We start from the raw sequence: 17,065 nt of genomic DNA on the forward strand, positions 1-17,065 counted from the left end.
AGCCCAGAGGAGTCAGAACGCCAAGGAATTTGGCAGAAACTTTTCAGGAATACCCAAATAAGAATTATTTGCGGAAGGCTTCCAGGAAAGTTTTAGCCAAATAAGGAGGTCTCTCCTGGTACTTGGCATCTGACAGGGCCGTCATAACTTTGCACAGGAAAAAGCAAGGGAGGGCAGACGGCACGCTACCGCTTCAATAAAAAAGTGAGGTCGAACAACAGAAACAAATATGAAAACATAGATATAAGAAAAGTAGAAAAGAAAAATATAGATATAGCACTGTAGTTCTATAGGTAGAAACAATTATATTCTTATAGAACTATATACTTATATAAATATATAAAGAAATAAGAAAATAAGGAAATATAGAAACAGAAAAATAAGATTCCGAAACTTCGGCTATAGATATAGGAGCGTAGAGGATGGCACACTTGTGAGGAGAATGGCATGTCCATGTGGCTTGGAGAGAGGGGTAGCCTGGCTTTCAAAATAGGTGGAGATGGGAAGGAAGTCCATCTTCGCCAAAAACGGAAGCAAGCCTACCCTGAAAGAAAAGTCCTCCTCGCATGTATGCCATCCGCCAAGGGGTGTGGTGGCCAAAGCCCCACATGAAGGTTCGACCTATCTCCCTTGCTGCTCTATGGCATCATAGTGCAGTTTCTCCAGACTTTCAGGAGAACTCAGTGAAGCCGAGGATGGATGAAAGTCAGGAGAAAGGGAATAAAGCGAAGCCATAGACATAAGAAAAGCGCAAATGTTCCAAACAGCTACTATTTGGAACATTTGCCAAGACACCCATCGGCGATACCGCTTTACAGGCGAAGCTGAACGGTTCGCCTGTTGGCTGCGACTGAAGAGGGAGCAGCCGAAAAATTAAGAGGCAGCAATGCAACTTGCCACCTCTATAAACACTTAAAGTTCTTTCAACCATTTCTTACCAGCTCTTGTATTGCTCCACAGCAATATGCCAACAGCAATAATAGCCAATTCTGTCATTGTAAACGCTAATGATTTCTGGATTTACCTTACAAACTATCAATCCATTTTTTTCCCATTTTGGTGTTTACCCAAAAAGCAAGCCCTGCTGCTATTATTGCAACGCCTGTCATAAAAATCAACAATGAATCCATACTTTATCTTTTTAAAATTTTATTACCAACATATGCAAAACCAACTGTTGCTATAAGACACCCTGCAAATAACCATATTGTTTTTTCTGTCATTGCAGACTCATCTTTTGTAAAATACGGCAAGAACGTTCCTAATAGGCCTGTACCAAATGAAGTCTTACTTAAGTCATAAAAATACCTTCCTAATGTTTCTCTTGCCGTTTTAATCTTTTCTTTTTCTTCTTTCTGTCCCATTTTGTTTAATTTGATGGCAAAGTTACGAAAAAATTTCGTAACTTGCAAGTTATTTTTCTTAAATTTCTCCTATTCGTGTACCTTTCTCTTGAATTTCACATATTCAGGTGCAACAACTCTGATGTGATAGGAATCAGCGTTATCATACTTTCTGCTTTTTATATGAGTTTCTCAACATTGGCAACAACTTAGAGTAACCTATCAAGGAAGGAATTGACAATCCTTCTGGATGACGAAGCAGCACCTTCCAAAGATAAACGTTTGCTTCCCCAGGAATCGGAAACTTAGGTTCTTCCTTATCCATTCTCTCGCAAAGTTTGACACCATAATGACTGAGGAGGTAGTTCATCTGTCTTTGCGTAGCAGCCATTTTAAATCTTGTTTCCATTCTGTAGCTTAGTTATGGAGAGGTGGTTAGCCTCTCCGTTACCTTTGTTAGTCAGTGATACGATAATAATAATCAAGTTCCTCCCCTTTCAAGTTGTTCTCGGCATACTCAGCAGCCATATCATACAACTGGTTGTAGAGTTTGGCAAGAAGAATGTTCTTCTTATACCATTGCCAAATCTTATGGTTCAACACCATCACCATTTCCGTAAGATAGGCATAGTTGCCTTTCCACTCAGTGAAAGCACGCTTGAACGTATCATTTACAGCCTCATTGCCGAACTTATCAGCGATGGAGAAATCCTCCCAAAAAGTAGTGATTGGTTTGTAACCAAGCTCACTCTCAACGTTCCACTTAGGAACACTCACTCTTAATGCAAGTCCTGTCATAATCATTCTATTTTATTGGTTCAACATAAATGAATTTATACTTCGGATTTCTGGAATCCTCTAGCCTTTACAGCTTTTCGTTCCGTTCGATCCGATATTTTTTTTATCATACCCCGGCGTGTCCGTCGTCCCCTGTAGCCTTTTTACGTGCAGAAAGGATGGCAGCCCAGCGAAGTCAGAACGCCAAGGAATTTGGTAGAAACTTTTCAGGAATACCCAAATATGCAATATTTGCGGAAGGCTTCCAGAAAAGTTTTAGCCAAATAAGGAGTCCTCTCCTGGTACTTGGCATCTGACAGGGCTGCCATAACTTTGCACAAGAAAAAGCAAGGGGGACATCGAGCAACGCCGCTACTTGCAAATAAAAGATGAGGTCGAACAAAAGGGACGAAAATGAAAAATTAGATACAAGAAAAATACAAGCTAGCTATAACTTATTGATTATCGCAAAGAGAAAGAGAGTTATTAGAAAAAGAATATGTTAAATAAAAAGGTATATCGTGATTTTCGCCCCTATATTGCAAAAAAGCAGTTCCTTTGCACCCGAATTTTGAAATCATAGGTAGAATCCCATTAAAGAAGGAGTCTCCTTAAAATAAAGTAACGTAAAATGAGAAAAATACTATTCCTCCTCTTGTTGGCATTTCCATACACAAGCAGGATTGCGGCGCAAGACATCCATTTCATAGGAAAGCGAAGTGTGGGCACATGCCATGCAAAAGCAAATTGCAAGAATCCCATCCTTTGGAAATTGAAGACCAATCTATTGTATGACGCATTTGTCGTTCCCAACATTTCAGCAGAAATGCACTTGGGAAGGAACTGGTCGGCAGGGCTAGGCTATTGGTACACCTGGTGGAAGACCAATCCATGCCATAGATACTGGCGCAGTTATGGAGGAGAAATAGATATAAGAAAGTATTTTGGAAGCCAAGCATTAAAAAGCCATCTCACAGGCCATCATCTTGGAGCTGTGAGTCAGATGGGAATGTATGATGTGGAGTTCGGAAAACGAGGCAACATGTCAGATTTCTCCTATACGATAGGAGCTGAATACGGCTACACATTTCCCATCAGTCCAAGGGTTAGTTTGGACTTGGGCATGGCCTTAGGTTATTTTGGAGGAACATACAAGGTGTATGACCCGATAGATACCCACTATGTATGGCAAGAGACCAGGAACAGGAGATATTTCGGTCCTGTGAAAGCAGACATCACCCTAGCATTCCAGATAGGCAAGAACTATAGAACGGAGAAAGGAGGCATGAAATGACGAATATCAATCCTTTTAAAATCATCATGAAAGTAAGAACGGCGATGTGGTACCTATTCTTCCTGACCATAGGAGTCTGGCTACTCAGCAGTTGCGAGCAGAAAGAGCTATGCTATGACCACAACCATGCCTCCAATGTAAAAGTCACTTTCGATTGGGAGCAACACCCAAATGCCAATCCTGCATCCATGTGCTTTTACCTTTTCCCAAGGGAAAAAGGCGAAAGGACTCTCAAAAGGGAGTTCATCGGAAAGAACGACGGTATAGCCCAAGCCCTAGTTGGCGTAAGCTACACGGCATTGGGATTCAATTCCGATGCTAGGAACACCAGTTTTCGCAACAATATCAGAACAAACAGCATTGAGGCAAGTTCCAAGGATGCAGGAACTATAGATAGAATCGGAATATCGGCCAGTCTTTTACCAAGAGCCAAGGGGACAGAAGGCGAAAGGATGTCGATGGAAGCAGACAGCATCTATTCTGGGGCTTCGGAGAAAGACATTCTCATATCACTGGAAGAGAACGACCGAGGCGACACATGCAAGATAACGCTTAGTCCAAAGCGAAGATTTTGCACATATAGGTTGAAGATAATTAACATCGCTAATCAGCAAAACCTCTCATCCTCCATAGCAGGTTCCATCTCAGGCCTTGCAGGCGGCATCAACCTTTCCACTGGAGAAAAGACAGAGGCAAAGGTCACCGTTCCCTTTGCGGTAGGCACAACAAACGAAAGCACTTTGGAAGGACAGCTTCGATGCTATGGGAACAGCCCATCAGAGGATGCCGCCAACTATTTGGTTATATATACCATGTTGAAGGATGGCACAAAGTGGTGCTACATCTATGATGTTACCAAGCAAATCAAGGAAGCCCCCAACCCTTATGAGGTAGAAATCGTTCTGGACAAACTCCCTGTGCCAACCAAGATAGGCGGCAATAGCGGTTTTACCCCAGGCGTTAGCGACTGGAACATCATAGAGATACCAATCGTTATGTAATATTCATAAACAAGATATAAGTATTATTCATTCAAAAATTTAAATTATGTTCAAAAAAAGTATGTTTTGCGTAGCCTTAGCCTCTTTGGTATTGGCTACATCGTGCTCACAGGATGACTTGCAGACAGCCAAGTTCTCCCAAAACACGATTAATCCTAACGTTGAATTAGGCGGTCAGCCTATTTCTACTTTTGCGGCAGCAAAAGGTAAAGCAGTAAAATCTCGTGCAGTAGAGACCACCATCACCAACCTTGGTTCATTCACCATGAATGCCTTCCAGGATGGTGAGGCCAACTACATGAAGGATATGAAGTACACATCTACCGATGGCAGCGTGTGGAACACCGACGCTGGTACATTCTACTGGCCTGTGGAGGGCAACTTACACTTCTATGCCTATGCACCAGAGCAGCCAGGACAGGCAGGAACCTTCAAGTTGGACAAAGATGCCCAGACTCTCACCGACTTTGTTCCAAACACCGCAGCTGCCGACCAGAAAGATTTTGTGTATGCAAAATCAACAGGCAACAACAAAGCCAATGGAACGACAGGTATAGATATTGATTTCCAGCACGCATTATCCGAGGTGACCATTGCAGCAAAGAACGAGAACACTACCTACACCGTAGATGTAACAGGTGTGAAGATTGGCAATGTCATCAAGAAGGGTACTTTCACATTCCCTTCCACCTCAGACGCAGCAGCCTCTTGGACACTTTCGAGTGATGTTTCCGACGTCACAGACTACACAACAACTTGGACAACCCCGGTGACACTTGGAAGCGATGTCTCAACATTGGATGCGACCAATGTACCATTTATGATTCTTCCACAGCAGTTGTCAAAGGCGACAAAGGCCTCCGAGAAGGCATATATTGCCGTAAAGGTAAAGATTACCTTGCAGGGCGGTTATATTCAGAAGGATGACTGGGTGTATGTAGGTATTGATACCAACTGGGAGATGGGCAAGCGTTACGCCTACACCCTCGACTTCACTTCTGGTGCAGGTCAGGACAAGGACGGAAAACAAGTAATTTCCGGAACAGCCATCAACCTCAATGTCGATGTCACCCCATGGCATGAGGTTGCAGAAGACCTCGATCCTTCAGGTGTTGTCCCTACTCGTCCCAGTGTAGCCAACTCACTAATTATCGACCCAACGTCAACAAAGGCCTATGGCATTAACATTGCCGACAAGATTAATGCTTTCTGGTCTTCAGCAGTAGGTGACCAGACTACCCCTATCGTGGCAGGAACAGAATGGACTGCCGAGGTTATCTGGCAGGACATCCCTTCACGTGCCATCAATTTTTGCAGCAAATCAGGTGTTGTTAAGAGTGGTGACACTTTCGAAGGAAAAGGAACTACTCCACTTTACGTAAAGGCTGCTGCCAACGTAAAAGGCAACGTTGTTGTAGGTATCAAGAAGAAGGGCGAGAGCGATTACCTCTGGAGTTGGCACTTGTGGCTTACCGACGAGCCACAGCTTGTAGCAGGTTTCATGGACAGAAACCTTGGTGCAGAGTCTGCGACTGCAACCGATGGTGCGAAAACACGTGGTTTGTACTATCAGTTCGGAAGAAAAGACCCATTCGTCGGCTCAACAGAGATTTATGACATCAATGGTACATCAAAAAGTACTGGAGCTACCATTGCTACAGGTAAGGTGACATTTGCCAAAGCTGTACAAACTCCTGCAACATTCTATACCTATGGTAGTGGTAACAACGATTGGGCTTCGCCTAACAACTACACATCAAAGAACTGGAACGACATTTCAGAGAGTGACGGCAAGACTTTCTTTGACCCATGCCCAGAGGGATGGAGATTGCCAACCAAGGCTGAATATAGCAACTTCTCAACCACGACATTCACTTGGGATGCAACAAATTCTGGTCGTACCTATAACGGCAATTGGTTCCCTGCTGCTGGTTATCGCTACAGCGGCGACGGTAGCATGAGCTACGTGGGCAGCAGCGGCTACTGTTGGAGTGCGTCGCCGTACAGCGAGAGTCTCGGTTACTACTTGTACTTCCGCAGTGGCGGCGTGAGTCCTGCGAACTACAGCAGTCGAGCAAGCGGTTTCTCCGTGCGCTGTGTCCAAGAATAAGGAGGAACTTGTTTCCGACCTTTGATTGATTTGATTTATTTGATTCATTTAGGATGGGCATTAAAAGCCCATCCTTTCAATGCCGCCTGTGGCGGCCGATTTTCAAAAATATAAAATTACAGTTCAAATTATGACAAAACAGGAAATATTAGAACGTGAGGATGCGCAATCCACTACCATCCATCTATATAAGGAAGGCATCTTTTGGAAGGCGTATGAATATTCCGCCTATAGGTTCGTCTTCGGCATCCTGAAATGCAAGCCCAAGAAACAGCGTTTCAAGGAAACATCTACCGAGATGATACACATAGGATTCCCTTTGACTTCTCTCGACACCCATCAAGATTCGTTCCGTCTCATCTCAAAGGACGAGAACACTTGCACCATTGAGCCAGTGGACTTTCTGCCTCAAATGACTTTTGAGGAGTGGAAAAATTCCATCGAGACAACTATTAGCAACAACAAAGGTGCAAACCTGATGCTACCCAAGGGAACAAGTCCAACTGATGAGTATATCATCAACAAAGTTCGCAGCTTCAATATTGAGAGCAAGACACCCATGGACTGCATGATGTTCCTGGTTGACTTAAAGAAGAAAATCAATGGCGAAGTATGACGAGCTTCCTGTGTTCAAGGCCACTTACGACCTTCTCTTGCGTATCTACATGGTCAGCCAACATTGGAGCAGAGACATTAGATATACGCTAGGCGAGGAATTGAAGAAAGAAGTGATAGAAATCCTTCAGCTTATCTATCAAGCCAATGCCTCGAAGAAGAAAGTAGCCTTTCTCTCCTCCTGTAGAGTGAAGCTGATAAAAGTAAGACTGCAGATTCGAGTCGCCAAAGACTTGAAACAGCTCCACCTCAATCAATATGGACTTCTTGCAGAAATGCAGGAGAACATATCCAAGCAGCTCTCAGGTTGGGAAAAGTCAGAACGTAGAAAGGAAAAAGAGAGTAAGAAGGAAGACAACAACAACAGTAACAATAAACAATAGTCATAACAAAAACTGTAAATGAAGGACATGGAGAAAGCTCCAAGCATCAACCAGAGTCTCGGATGGCAACCTCACAGTGCCATCGAGAGCGTGTTATGTAAATTCAGTAACCCTCCTATGGCGTAAATGATGCGCCACTAGCGAAAGAGAAAAGCCAAAGGGCGTAGTCATAGGGTATGACGGATGAGAAGTCCAATCTTCATGTTGGCTTGCTACCGTAGCATTCCATCGTGAATTTAACGAGTGGTTACATCAACCCTGCTGCTGGTTATCGCAACAGCGACGACGGTAGCTATGTGCCAGGAAAATCCATCTGTTTCCTCACCCATTTCCCTGTACTGAGAGAAGTCTTCGCCTCACAGTTCCGTGACAGGGTAGTTCACCATCTGTTGTTCAACTATATCGCTCCAATCTTCGAGAAAACATTTATATATGACAGTTATTCCTGTAGAAAAGAGAAAGGAACACTGTTTGGTGTAGAGCGACTAGAACATCATATTCGTTCATGCACCAACAACTATACACATACAGCCTATATCCTCAAACTGGACATTCAAGGCTATTTCATGAGCATCAACAAGAAAATCCTCTACGGTATTATTTACAACAAACTCATGAAGCAATGGGAAGAGAAAGGCAAGAACTGTAACATCCCTGGAAAGAATCCGGAGTTTATTCTCTTCCTTGTAGAAAGCATCATCTTCAAAGACCACACACTGGACTGCGAGGTGATGGGCAACAAGAAGGAATGGATGCTGTTGCCAGCGTCCAAGAGCTTGTTTTGCCAGCCAAAGGGCATCGGATTGCCTATCGGCGACCTCACCAGTCAACTCTTCAGCAATATCTATCTGAACGAGTTTGACAACATGATAAAAAGAAGATTCAAGATAAGGCACTACGGAAGGTATGTGGATGACTTCTATGTAGTACATCCATCCAAGGCATACCTAAAGAGCCTGATACCAGAGATAAGAACATTTCTGAAGGAAAGGTTAGGATTGACACTTCATCCCAAGAAGATATACTTGCAACCCTATACCCATGGCGTTGCATTTCTGGGTGCTTTCGTCAAGCCATACAGAAAATATGCCATACCAAGAAGCGTAAACAACTTCAGGAGCAAAGCCAAGAAAATCATCTCGTTCTCAACAAGAGACGAGTTGACCATAGGACAGTTGGAGGCAATCCAAGCCTCACTCAACTCTTATCTCGGCTATCTTGGACATTACAAGAGCTATAAGATAATACACAAGAGCCTCACAGGTTCCGCAGTATTCAAGCACCTCTATTTCGCAAGTGGTTACAAAAAGTCCATCCCATATAAGCGATACACCAACAAGAGAAGAGAAAGGTGCGAGATAGCCCATGACTTGAATAGAATATTAACAGCATAAATATAAAGACATATATGAAACAAATAGCATTTCTCATCATCAGCATTTTGATGCTTGGATGCAGCTCGAAACCTGTCACCAAGCCAAATCCTGCGGCAAGTTTCGTTTCCTTTTGGGAGGGCTTCGACTTTTCCAACAAGGCAATGACAAACAATCCTGGAGTAACAGAAGCCAAGTTCAAGGATTTCTGTGGCGACCTCATATTTTCCAGCAAGACAGAGAGAAAACAGCAGATAGACACATTGCTGTCACGTTCCAAGCAAGGGAGCAAGGAAATGTTTCTCGGTTTCATGGAATTGGCAGAGAAACATCTTGCCGACCCAAATTCACCGCTGAGGAACGAAGAATGTTACATTCCCTTCTTGGAGTATGCGATAAAAGAAGGGAAAATTGACGAAGCCTACAAGGAACGTTACAGTTTCCAACTACGTAACGCCCTGAAGAACAGAGTTGGCACAATAGCCAACGATTTCAAATATATAACAAGAGAAGGAACAACAGGCACATTAAAGAGCATAAAAGCCAACTACACGCTCATTTATTTCAACAATCCCGATTGTCACGATTGTAAACGAGTGTATAACATCCTAGCAGGAGATAGCCCCACCCTCGCCCACCTGGTAGCTAGAGGAGAACTAGCAATCCTTGCCCTTTATCCAGATGAGTCTCTAACCTCTTGGAACAAGAACAAGGGAATATACCCTTATAACTGGATAGTGGCAAGATATGCAAGGGACATCGACCGAGAAAGGTATAACATTCCAGCCATTCCTAGTACCTATCTCTTGGACAAAAACAAGAAAGTTATATATAAGGATGCCATTATCGAGGCTGTAGAGAGCTATCTAAGACATAAATACAAGCTATAAGAAATTACATTCATATCAAGAAAAGAACAAAACAATAGTAAAAAATTAAACTTGAATTGGCTCATTCTTCTCTGTGAAGAGCGGAATGAGTCTTTAATTATACGATAAGTGAATTATCAGAAACCTACCATATAACAGGCATATGGAACATTAAAAATTAAATGACATGAATAAAAAGAAAACAAAAATAATCCATGTCCACTTCTTCAGTGGACACAAGAACTACTATTTTGGGAGTGTGACCGCCATCTTCAAGATGTTCACATCCAAGGAAATAGGCTGCACGGAAGCCTATCTTCGTCATCAGCTCACGGAGGAAGGCAATCATTACATCAACGCCCAGGTCTTGATAATAAGGTCTGTGCTACATAGATAAAACGGATGGCTTCCACACACAAAGGTAGAAGCCATCCGTTTTTACCTTACCACAAGGCAACCTTTCCAATGCCAGGCATACTAAAATACGCAGAAATATTCATTGCCTTAAAAACTCTAGCCATTGTAGAGAATGAAAGATTTGCCCCCCTTTCCATCCGTGAGACTTGAGATTTTTTCACTCCAATCAAATTACCAAGTTGTTCTTGGGTCAAGTGTCTCTCTTCCCTTGCTTTCTTGATAGCTTCCCCCATCAAGAATGTTTTCAAATCAGCATCCAATTTGTCTCTTCTTGGTGTACCTTTCTTACCAATGACGCTATCCATCATTTCATCATGAGTATAAAGTTTCATCTGTTCCATACTTATTTATTATTAAAATATTCCTTTCTAATTTCTTCTGCCTTTAATATCTCTTTGAGAGGAGTTTTCTGTGTCTTTTTAACGATGCCGTGAGTGGCTACCACGAACGCCTCTTTATCCTTATCCCAAAATGCAAAAAGACGATATGCCTTCTTATTATACAGAGTTCGAAACTCCCAGATTTCTGAATTTTCAAGTTTCTTGAATAGCTCTTTATCTGTATAAAACCTACATTTATTGATATTAAAAGCTATTTTATCTTGAACCTTAGAATCAAGAGATTGCAAAAAGCTCATAGCTTCCTCTGTATAGAGAATTGTAAATTTTGGCTTTTCTTTCATGTGACATTATTTTTTTTGCAAAGTTAGGAAAAAGTTCTAATATCTGTAAACTTTTTCCTAACTTTCTTGTTATACACACGAAAATTTAACACTTAGTAACAGTAAAAATAGCTCTTCTCAAATTTTAGGTTACTTTTTCAATCTCAGCCAAACAGCCTCATAGACAGAATCAATAGTGGCAGAAATCACGTTATCGGAGATTTCGAGTTTTTGCCAATCCTCATCCACCTCTCCCACGGTGTTTCTCCCTTTGTATAGAAGAGCCTCCCCATCGAGTTTTATCTTGGTGACCTGAACCTCTTCCATCGTAGTGTCACCATAGAAATATCTTATGAGCCAAGCCGCTCCAAAGACATTTTCCTTGTGAAGGAGGTCTATTTCCTCCACCTCCGCCTCTTTCATCAAATCAACGATAGCCCTTTTGCAGTTATTATGCAAATGAAGTCTCTGTGCTGTAAAATCTATGTATTCCATATTTTGTTACGTTATGGAGAGGTGGTTAGCCTCTCCGTTACCTTAATTATTATGCCACAAGCTCATATTCGTGGAAGTAGATGTAATCATCCCCCTCGTAGTGGTCATCGTTCCACTTGTCTATTTCCTCCAAAGTGACGGTTTCCACCCCCATTCTTCGGGCTACATAGGAAAGTGCTTGTTCCTTCGTGTCGAAGTATTCCCACTCGTCAGCCCCATCCACGCAAGAGTCAACCAAGAAACGATAGTCGAAGAATCGTCCTTCCTTGTCGTTGGTGGCATAAACCTCCCCACCTTCCTCTTCCACGATGAAGTAAACCTTCATTCCCTCGAAATGTTTTTCAAGGATGTGTCGGAAGTCTGTAGCACCCCAAGCCTCCTCAGCCTCGATGCTTAGGACATCATCCTCCAGTTCACAAGTCTGGATGAATCCACGGAGATAATACCCTTTGGTGTTCTCTCCCAGTTCCAGGGCAACATTACCCTCCCAATCCTTGGAAGCGTTGTCTTCCATTACAGGACGCTTGCCGTCCATAAACTCGTTAATCAACTCATTCAGAGTTTTCAAGTCCTCTTGCTTACCCTCAATTCGGTAGCTTGTACTAGCCCAATTTGCCATAATCATTCTATTTTATTGGTTCAACATAAATGAATTTATACTTCGGATTTCTGGAATCCTCTAGCCTTTACAGCTTTTCGTTCCGTTCGATCCGATATTTTTTTTATCATACCCCGGCGTGTCCGTCGTCCCCTGTAGCCTTTTTACGTGCAGAAAGGATGGCAGCCCAGCGAAGTCAGAACGCCAAGGAATTTGGTAGAAACTTTTCAGGAATGCCCAAATAAGAATTATTTGCGGAAGGCTTCCAGAAAAGTTTTAGCCAAATAAGGAGTCCTCTCCTGGTACTTGGCATCTGACAGGGCCGCCATAACTTTGCACAGGAAAAAGCAAGGGAGGCAGATGGCACGCTACCGCTTCAATAAAAAAGATGAGGTCGAACAAAAGGGACGAAAATGAAAAATTAGATACAAGAAAAATACAAGCTAGCTATAACTTATTGATTATCAGCAAAGAGAAAGAGAGTTATTAGAAAAAGAATATGTTAAATAAAAAGTTATATCGTGATTTTCGCCCCTATATTGCAAAAAAGTAGTTCCTTTGCACCCGAATTTTTAACAAAACAAAATCAAGACAATGGGAGCATTTTGGATATTCGCAGCAATATTGACATTTGTCTATATCGTCTATTATGCCGTTATAATGGCCATGGACACTGTAGGCGACAAAGGTAAGAAAAAGAAAGACGTAGAGGTGTTTGCCGTTGGCAATTCCTCACAAGAAGCGTTTGTCGAGGAACCAACCTTCATCAAGGAAAAGGAAGCCTTGCCAGACACCTCTTCGGCAAAACAAGAAACCATCCCATCGGAAGCCACCGTCCAAGAGCCTTCCATCTCGCCAGAGGAAAGCGGCGAGGACATAGCCTCCAAGATTATGGCAACGGAAGACTCCGAGCTATATGCCAAGGCTGTGGCAGCCAAGGCTGAGATGGTGAAGGTAGTTGCCGAGAGCGAGGATGAGATAGCAGCCGCAGACTATGACGACAAACGACTAGCCTTGTTGGTTGCCGAAGGCGATGATATGGCAGAAAGGATGAGCATATGAGAAAGATAATGAAGAAAAGGTATTTTCTAGCCTTTCTATTCATAGCAATATGCCTTACGGCCTCCGCCTCCTGTGGTACAACCGATTACAGCGGAAGCTCAGGAAAGCTCTATGACATGGTAGTATATGTCGTTGCCATGTGCAGTTTGACTGTTCAGCTACTATATGCCATTGCAGCCGTCCTGTCCATCTACAGTGCTACCAGCATCTACATCAAGTTGCAAGCAGGAGAGGAAGGCTTCACCAAGAGTGTGATGGTGCTTGTAGGCAGTTGCCTCTTCATGATAGGTGCAACCATCGTGATGCCAGCATTCTTCGGATTCAACTTTGGTTAAATAGAATTATCAATAATAACAATTAAAATAAAAAAGTATTTATGAAAATTAGCATTTTGAAAAACGCAGTAAGCGCCAAGGACTTTGTGTGCTCTGCAACCAAGGGCACAAAGGCTCTAGTTGGCAACCCAAGAGTAGCCATGGTGTTCACTCTCCTCTTTGTCTTTACCCTGGGAATGTTTGCCCAGAACACCGCAGGTGACTATTCGGCAGGAACAACAGCCTTGGGAACGGTGACCACCGAGATTGCCAAGTATGTTCCAGTAGTGGTGAAGCTCTGCTATGCCATTGCAGGTGTCGTTGCCGTGGTTGGAGCCATCTCCATCTACATTGCCATGAACAATGAGGAGAACGACATCAAGAAGAAGATTATGATGACCGTGGGCGCATGTATCTTCCTTGTGGCAGCTGCCCAGGCATTGCCATTGTTCTTTGGTGTAACCAACTAATCGTCATCAATAAATTATGGCAAATGAGAGTCAAGAGCAATATCCTGACTATCCAGTATTCAAGGGACTCCAAAAGCCCCTTGAATTTATGGGTTTAAGGGGTAGGTACATATATTGGGCTGCAGGAACCGTTGGAGGAGGCATTTTAAGTTTTCTCATCGGTTACGTTGCCTTCGGTTTTCTAGTAGGCCTTGTCTTGATTACATCCATCGTAGGCTTTGGAGGAGCGATGATATTCATCAAGCAGCACAAGGGCTTGCATTCCAAGCACTCACCTGTGGGTGTTTTCATCCTTGCCCATCTTGTGGAACATCAGAAAAGATGAGCAAGTTTATCATTTAATAAATTCATAGATATGATTTTACTTTTCGTTTCGGTCGTTTTCATTTCCATCCTCGTAGGTATGGCTATTTCCGTAGGTGCGTTCGGCACTGGAGGAAAGAGAGCCAAGATCTTCGAGGATATTTATTTCAGCATAGAGGAAGTGGATGGCATCGGCGTGGTATATACCAAGAAAGGCGACTACTCCGCCGTTCTGAAGATGGAGAATCCAGTAAGGAAATATTCCGCCGACACCGATAGCTATTACGAGTTCACATCACTCATGGCATCAGTGATGCAAGTGCTTGGAGATGGCTATGCCATCCACAAGCAAGACATCTTTGTACGCAAGCAGTTCGACATGAGCAGCATCAAGGGCAAGAACAAGGATGCCAAGAAGCGTTTCCTCTCAGATGCCTACTTCCGCTTTTTCAACGGAAGAAGCTACACAGAGGCAACCACCTATCTCACCATTACCCAGAAGGGCAAGAGTGGCGGACTGAAAGCCTACGACAACAACAAGTGGAGAGATTTCAACGTAAAGATACAGAAAGTAGCCGACCGATTGAAGAGTGGTGGAATCACATGCCGCTTCCTTGGTGCAAGGGGGTGTCAGGAGTTTGCCGACCGCTTCTTTGCCGTTGACTTCAAGAATCCTACCACAGGCATGACCGACTTCAAGGTTGACAGTGAAGAAATCGGCATGGGCGACCAACATGTAAAAGTATATAGCCTGCTGGATGTTGACAACGTAGGTTTGCCAGGCATGATACGCCCCTACAGCGACACCGTGGTGAACAACTCGGTGATGCCAGAGGACTTGCTGTCGGAGCTAGACCATATCCCAGGTGTAGATACTGTCATTTACAACCAAGTCATCTTCTTCCCGAACCAAAAGAGGGAGATGGCAAAGCTAGACAAAAAGAAGAACCGTCACGCTTCCATTCCAAACCCATCCAACCTGATAGCCGTAGAGGACATAAAGGCAGTTCAAGACGAGGTGGCAAGAAATGGCAAGCAACTCGTATATGCACACTACAACCTGGTGATAAAGATAGAGGCAGACAAGGACTTCCAGAAAGTCACCAACAACCTAGAGAACATCTTTGCCAAGTATAGCATCCATATCTCCAAGAGAGCCTACAACCAGCTGGAGCTGTTTGTGGCGAGCTTCCCTGGCAACTGTTTCCGTCTCAACCAAGACTACGACCAGTTCCTCACTATCTCGGAGGCCGCCTTGTGCCTGATGTACAAGGAACACCAGGCGAAGGGCGACAACTCCCCCTTGAAGTGTTACTATACCGACCGCCAAGGAGTGCCAATGCCAATAGACACGACAGGTAAGGAAGGAAAGGTGAAATACACCAACAACAGTAACTTCTTCGTCCTAGGTCCTTCGGGAAGTGGCAAGAGCTTCTTCATGAACACCGTGATGCGCCAGTATTACGAGCAAGACACGGACATCGTGATAGTAGATACAGGAGATAGTTACGAAGGCTTGTGCAGTTACTTCGAGGGCACCTATATTTCCTATAGCAAGGAAAAGCCAATCTCCATGAACCCTTTCAAGATTACCAAGCTGGAGTATGACCAGAACTTTGGCGAGAAGAAGAACTTCCTGAAGAGTCTCATCTTCCAGATATTCAAGGGTGCGGAGATGCCGTCCAAGATAGAGGACACCATCATCAACCAAACCATCGTGGAGTATTTCGAAGCCTACTTCAATCCGTTCGAAGGCTTTACCGACGAAGAGCGGCAGAAGATGAAGGACACCCTCCTTCTCCAAGACAAGACCAACGGCAAGTATGAGGAGTATGAGCAAGAATTGGAAGAGAAATATGGAGAGGACTTCGACTTTGAATCAGCCACGGCAGAGGCAAAAGATGGCAAAGACCTCACCAGACAGCAACGCCTGAAGGGGAAGTTGCAAGCAGTCATCGATGACGCTGCATCCACCGAAGGTGAAAAAGAGAATGCCAAGAAGAAACTGATGCTTCTCACCCCGGAGGTGATAGAAAACAACTATCTCATGCGCATCGAGCGCAAGCTGGAAAAGATAGAGAGACAGAAGAAAAAGCTGAAAGTAAAGGAACTCTCCTTCAACACCTACTATGAGTTTGCCTTGGAGCGCATTCCTCAGATACTGCACCAACAACATATCGAGTTCAACATCAATGACTTCGCCGCCATCCTCAAACCTTTCTACAAGGGAGGAGAGCAAGAGTATATCCTGAACAATGACTTGGACAGCAGCCTGTTTGATGAAAAGTTCATCGTTTTCGAGATAGACAAGGTGAAGGACGATCCAGTTCTCTTCCCTATTATCGTGCTCATCATCATGGATGTGTTCACCCAGAAGATGAGAATCAAGAAAGGCAGAAAATGCCTGGTCATCGAGGAAGCATGGAAAGCCATCGCCACCCCAGTGATGGCCAACTATATAAAATACCTCTACAAGACCGCCAGAAAGCACTGGGCGATGGTTGGTGTTGTGACACAGGAGATACAAGATATCACCTCCTCCCCTATCGTGAAGGAAGCCATCATCAACAACTCCGACGTGTTCATGTTGCTAGACCAAAGCAAGTTCAAGGACAAGTTCGATGACATCAAGGCCACCCTCGCCCTCACCGACAACGACTGCAAGAAAATCTTCACCATCAACCGTCTGGACAACAAGGAAGGCAGAAGCCCATTCAAGGAAGTATTCCTGAAGAGAGGGCAGAGCGGCGAGGTTCTTGGAGTGGAGGAGCCACCGGAGTGCTACATGGCCTATACCACAGAGAAAGCCGAGAAGGAAGCCTTGAAACTCTACAAGAAGCTCATGGCCACCGACTACCAACATGCCATTGAGCAGTTCGTGAGCGACTGGCACAACAGCGGCATCAAGAAGAGCCTGGAGTTCTCCCAGAAAGTACTGAAGGAAAAGAAAGTGTTTTACTACAAGAACAAGCAATGAAAA

The 17,065-nt window shown here is 43.8% G+C and carries 20 protein-coding genes; 13 read left to right on the plus strand and 7 right to left on the minus strand.

The genetic code is table 11. The features are described 5' to 3' along the window. Positions 1–1,133: 1,133 nt before the first annotated feature. From RCO84_RS08165 to RCO84_RS08175, 3 genes are all read right to left on the minus strand, one after another. On the minus strand, positions 1,134–1,364 hold the full coding sequence (locus RCO84_RS08165) for a hypothetical protein (protein ID WP_117588092.1): 231 nt from the start codon (positions 1,362–1,364) through the stop codon (positions 1,134–1,136). A gap of 142 nt (positions 1,365–1,506) precedes the next feature. Then, positions 1,507–1,752 (minus strand): hypothetical protein, encoded by a 246-nt coding sequence (locus RCO84_RS08170; protein WP_147382000.1) that lies wholly within the window; start codon positions 1,750–1,752, stop codon positions 1,507–1,509. 47 nt (positions 1,753–1,799) lie between these two features. Next, positions 1,800–2,141, minus strand: a complete 342-nt coding sequence (locus RCO84_RS08175; RefSeq protein WP_118313567.1) for a hypothetical protein — start codon at positions 2,139–2,141, stop codon at positions 1,800–1,802. Positions 2,142–2,751: 610 nt separating this feature from the next. On the opposite strand from RCO84_RS08175, the gene RCO84_RS08180 reads away from it, so the two are divergent. The 8 genes from RCO84_RS08180 (at position 2,752) to RCO84_RS08215 (ending at position 10,162) form a co-directional block, all read left to right on the plus strand. After that, on the plus strand, positions 2,752–3,414 hold the full coding sequence (locus RCO84_RS08180) for a DUF3575 domain-containing protein (RefSeq protein WP_144150472.1): 663 nt from the start codon (positions 2,752–2,754) through the stop codon (positions 3,412–3,414). Further along, entirely contained in the window at positions 3,411–4,415 is a 1,005-nt protein-coding gene (locus tag RCO84_RS08185) for a DUF5119 domain-containing protein (RefSeq protein ID WP_317584687.1), read from the plus strand. The genes RCO84_RS08180 and RCO84_RS08185 overlap by 4 nt, the downstream gene beginning before the upstream one ends. 46 nt (positions 4,416–4,461) lie before the next feature. Then, the gene (locus tag RCO84_RS08190) at positions 4,462–6,525 is read left to right on the plus strand and encodes a fimbrillin family protein (RefSeq protein WP_317584689.1); all 2,064 of its coding nucleotides are present in this window, start codon (positions 4,462–4,464) and stop codon (positions 6,523–6,525) included. 130 nt (positions 6,526–6,655) lie between these two features. Continuing rightward, the gene (locus RCO84_RS08195) at positions 6,656–7,141 is read left to right on the plus strand and encodes a hypothetical protein (protein WP_119230054.1); all 486 of its coding nucleotides are present in this window, start codon (positions 6,656–6,658) and stop codon (positions 7,139–7,141) included. Then, positions 7,128–7,523, plus strand: coding sequence for a four helix bundle protein (locus tag RCO84_RS08200; protein WP_119230053.1), 396 nt, complete (start codon positions 7,128–7,130; stop codon positions 7,521–7,523). Before RCO84_RS08195 ends, RCO84_RS08200 begins: the two co-directional genes overlap by 14 nt. A 230-nt stretch (positions 7,524–7,753) precedes the next feature. Further along, positions 7,754–8,917, plus strand: coding sequence for an RNA-directed DNA polymerase (locus RCO84_RS08205; RefSeq protein WP_293480717.1), 1,164 nt, complete (start codon positions 7,754–7,756; stop codon positions 8,915–8,917). 14 nt (positions 8,918–8,931) lie between these two features. Further along, on the plus strand, positions 8,932–9,786 hold the full coding sequence (locus tag RCO84_RS08210) for a DUF5106 domain-containing protein (protein WP_119230051.1): 855 nt from the start codon (positions 8,932–8,934) through the stop codon (positions 9,784–9,786). Positions 9,787–9,952: 166 nt separating this feature from the next. Then, the gene (locus RCO84_RS08215; protein ID WP_118255845.1) at positions 9,953–10,162 is read left to right on the plus strand and encodes a hypothetical protein; all 210 of its coding nucleotides are present in this window, start codon (positions 9,953–9,955) and stop codon (positions 10,160–10,162) included. Between the two features lie 46 nt (positions 10,163–10,208). On the opposite strand, the gene RCO84_RS08220 is transcribed toward RCO84_RS08215, so the two are convergent. The 4 genes from RCO84_RS08220 to RCO84_RS08235 form a co-directional block, all read right to left on the minus strand. Then, positions 10,209–10,523 carry a helix-turn-helix domain-containing protein gene (locus RCO84_RS08220; protein ID WP_118255885.1) on the minus strand — a complete coding sequence of 105 codons (315 nt, stop codon included), beginning with the start codon at positions 10,521–10,523 and terminating at the stop codon, positions 10,209–10,211. Between the two features lie 2 nt (positions 10,524–10,525). Continuing rightward, on the minus strand, positions 10,526–10,864 hold the full coding sequence (locus tag RCO84_RS08225) for a type II toxin-antitoxin system RelE/ParE family toxin (RefSeq protein WP_118255884.1): 339 nt from the start codon (positions 10,862–10,864) through the stop codon (positions 10,526–10,528). Between the two features lie 129 nt (positions 10,865–10,993). Further along, positions 10,994–11,338, minus strand: coding sequence for a hypothetical protein (locus tag RCO84_RS08230; RefSeq protein WP_147487277.1), 345 nt, complete (start codon positions 11,336–11,338; stop codon positions 10,994–10,996). A 49-nt stretch (positions 11,339–11,387) separates the two neighbouring features. Further along, positions 11,388–11,957 (minus strand): hypothetical protein, encoded by a 570-nt coding sequence (locus RCO84_RS08235; protein WP_119230058.1) that lies wholly within the window; start codon positions 11,955–11,957, stop codon positions 11,388–11,390. Positions 11,958–12,530: 573 nt separating this feature from the next. Between RCO84_RS08235 and RCO84_RS08240 the strand changes: the two genes are divergently transcribed. From RCO84_RS08240 to RCO84_RS08260, 5 genes are all read left to right on the plus strand, one after another. Continuing rightward, positions 12,531–12,998, plus strand: coding sequence for a hypothetical protein (locus RCO84_RS08240; RefSeq protein ID WP_144150460.1), 468 nt, complete (start codon positions 12,531–12,533; stop codon positions 12,996–12,998). 8 nt (positions 12,999–13,006) lie between these two features. Then, positions 13,007–13,333 (plus strand): DUF4134 family protein, encoded by a 327-nt coding sequence (locus RCO84_RS08245; protein WP_144150458.1) that lies wholly within the window; start codon positions 13,007–13,009, stop codon positions 13,331–13,333. Positions 13,334–13,473: 140 nt separating this feature from the next. Continuing rightward, complete coding sequence (locus RCO84_RS08250) at positions 13,474–13,782, plus strand: DUF4134 domain-containing protein (protein ID WP_117588093.1); 309 nt, start codon at positions 13,474–13,476, stop codon at positions 13,780–13,782. 16 nt (positions 13,783–13,798) lie between these two features. Beyond that, a complete protein-coding gene (locus RCO84_RS08255) occupies positions 13,799–14,107 on the plus strand; it encodes a DUF4133 domain-containing protein (RefSeq protein WP_117588088.1) in 309 nt (102 codons plus the stop codon). A gap of 30 nt (positions 14,108–14,137) precedes the next feature. Next, on the plus strand, positions 14,138–17,062 hold the full coding sequence (locus RCO84_RS08260; protein ID WP_317584696.1) for a TraG/VirB4 family ATPase: 2,925 nt from the start codon (positions 14,138–14,140) through the stop codon (positions 17,060–17,062). The last annotated feature ends 3 nt before the right edge of the window (positions 17,063–17,065 follow it).

Source organism: Segatella copri, assembly GCF_949820605.1.
Classification (GTDB): Bacteria; Bacteroidota; Bacteroidia; order Bacteroidales; family Bacteroidaceae; genus Prevotella.

What these genes read in the sequence shown, in the direction of transcription:
- RCO84_RS08185 (WP_317584687.1), top strand. Translation starts at nt 3,411, where the DNA reads ATGACGAATATCAATCCTTTTAAAATCATCATGAAAGTAAGAACGGCG.
- RCO84_RS08220 (WP_118255885.1), bottom strand. Translation starts at nt 10,523, where the DNA reads ATGGAACAGATGAAACTTTATACTCATGATGAAATGATGGATAGCGTC.
- RCO84_RS08255 (WP_117588088.1), top strand. Translation starts at nt 13,799, where the DNA reads ATGGCAAATGAGAGTCAAGAGCAATATCCTGACTATCCAGTATTCAAG.
- RCO84_RS08175 (WP_118313567.1), bottom strand. Translation starts at nt 2,141, where the DNA reads ATGACAGGACTTGCATTAAGAGTGAGTGTTCCTAAGTGGAACGTTGAG.
- RCO84_RS08250 (WP_117588093.1), top strand. Translation starts at nt 13,474, where the DNA reads ATGGTGTTCACTCTCCTCTTTGTCTTTACCCTGGGAATGTTTGCCCAG.
- RCO84_RS08240 (WP_144150460.1), top strand. Translation starts at nt 12,531, where the DNA reads ATGGGAGCATTTTGGATATTCGCAGCAATATTGACATTTGTCTATATC.
- RCO84_RS08260 (WP_317584696.1), top strand. Translation starts at nt 14,138, where the DNA reads ATGATTTTACTTTTCGTTTCGGTCGTTTTCATTTCCATCCTCGTAGGT.
- RCO84_RS08170 (WP_147382000.1), bottom strand. Translation starts at nt 1,752, where the DNA reads ATGGAAACAAGATTTAAAATGGCTGCTACGCAAAGACAGATGAACTAC.
- RCO84_RS08245 (WP_144150458.1), top strand. Translation starts at nt 13,007, where the DNA reads ATGAAGAAAAGGTATTTTCTAGCCTTTCTATTCATAGCAATATGCCTT.
- RCO84_RS08225 (WP_118255884.1), bottom strand. Translation starts at nt 10,864, where the DNA reads ATGAAAGAAAAGCCAAAATTTACAATTCTCTATACAGAGGAAGCTATG.
- RCO84_RS08235 (WP_119230058.1), bottom strand. Translation starts at nt 11,957, where the DNA reads ATGGCAAATTGGGCTAGTACAAGCTACCGAATTGAGGGTAAGCAAGAG.
- RCO84_RS08230 (WP_147487277.1), bottom strand. Translation starts at nt 11,338, where the DNA reads ATGGAATACATAGATTTTACAGCACAGAGACTTCATTTGCATAATAAC.
- RCO84_RS08215 (WP_118255845.1), top strand. Translation starts at nt 9,953, where the DNA reads ATGAATAAAAAGAAAACAAAAATAATCCATGTCCACTTCTTCAGTGGA.
- RCO84_RS08165 (WP_117588092.1), bottom strand. Translation starts at nt 1,364, where the DNA reads ATGGGACAGAAAGAAGAAAAAGAAAAGATTAAAACGGCAAGAGAAACA.
- RCO84_RS08210 (WP_119230051.1), top strand. Translation starts at nt 8,932, where the DNA reads ATGAAACAAATAGCATTTCTCATCATCAGCATTTTGATGCTTGGATGC.
- RCO84_RS08195 (WP_119230054.1), top strand. Translation starts at nt 6,656, where the DNA reads ATGACAAAACAGGAAATATTAGAACGTGAGGATGCGCAATCCACTACC.
- RCO84_RS08200 (WP_119230053.1), top strand. Translation starts at nt 7,128, where the DNA reads ATGGCGAAGTATGACGAGCTTCCTGTGTTCAAGGCCACTTACGACCTT.
- RCO84_RS08180 (WP_144150472.1), top strand. Translation starts at nt 2,752, where the DNA reads ATGAGAAAAATACTATTCCTCCTCTTGTTGGCATTTCCATACACAAGC.
- RCO84_RS08190 (WP_317584689.1), top strand. Translation starts at nt 4,462, where the DNA reads ATGTTCAAAAAAAGTATGTTTTGCGTAGCCTTAGCCTCTTTGGTATTG.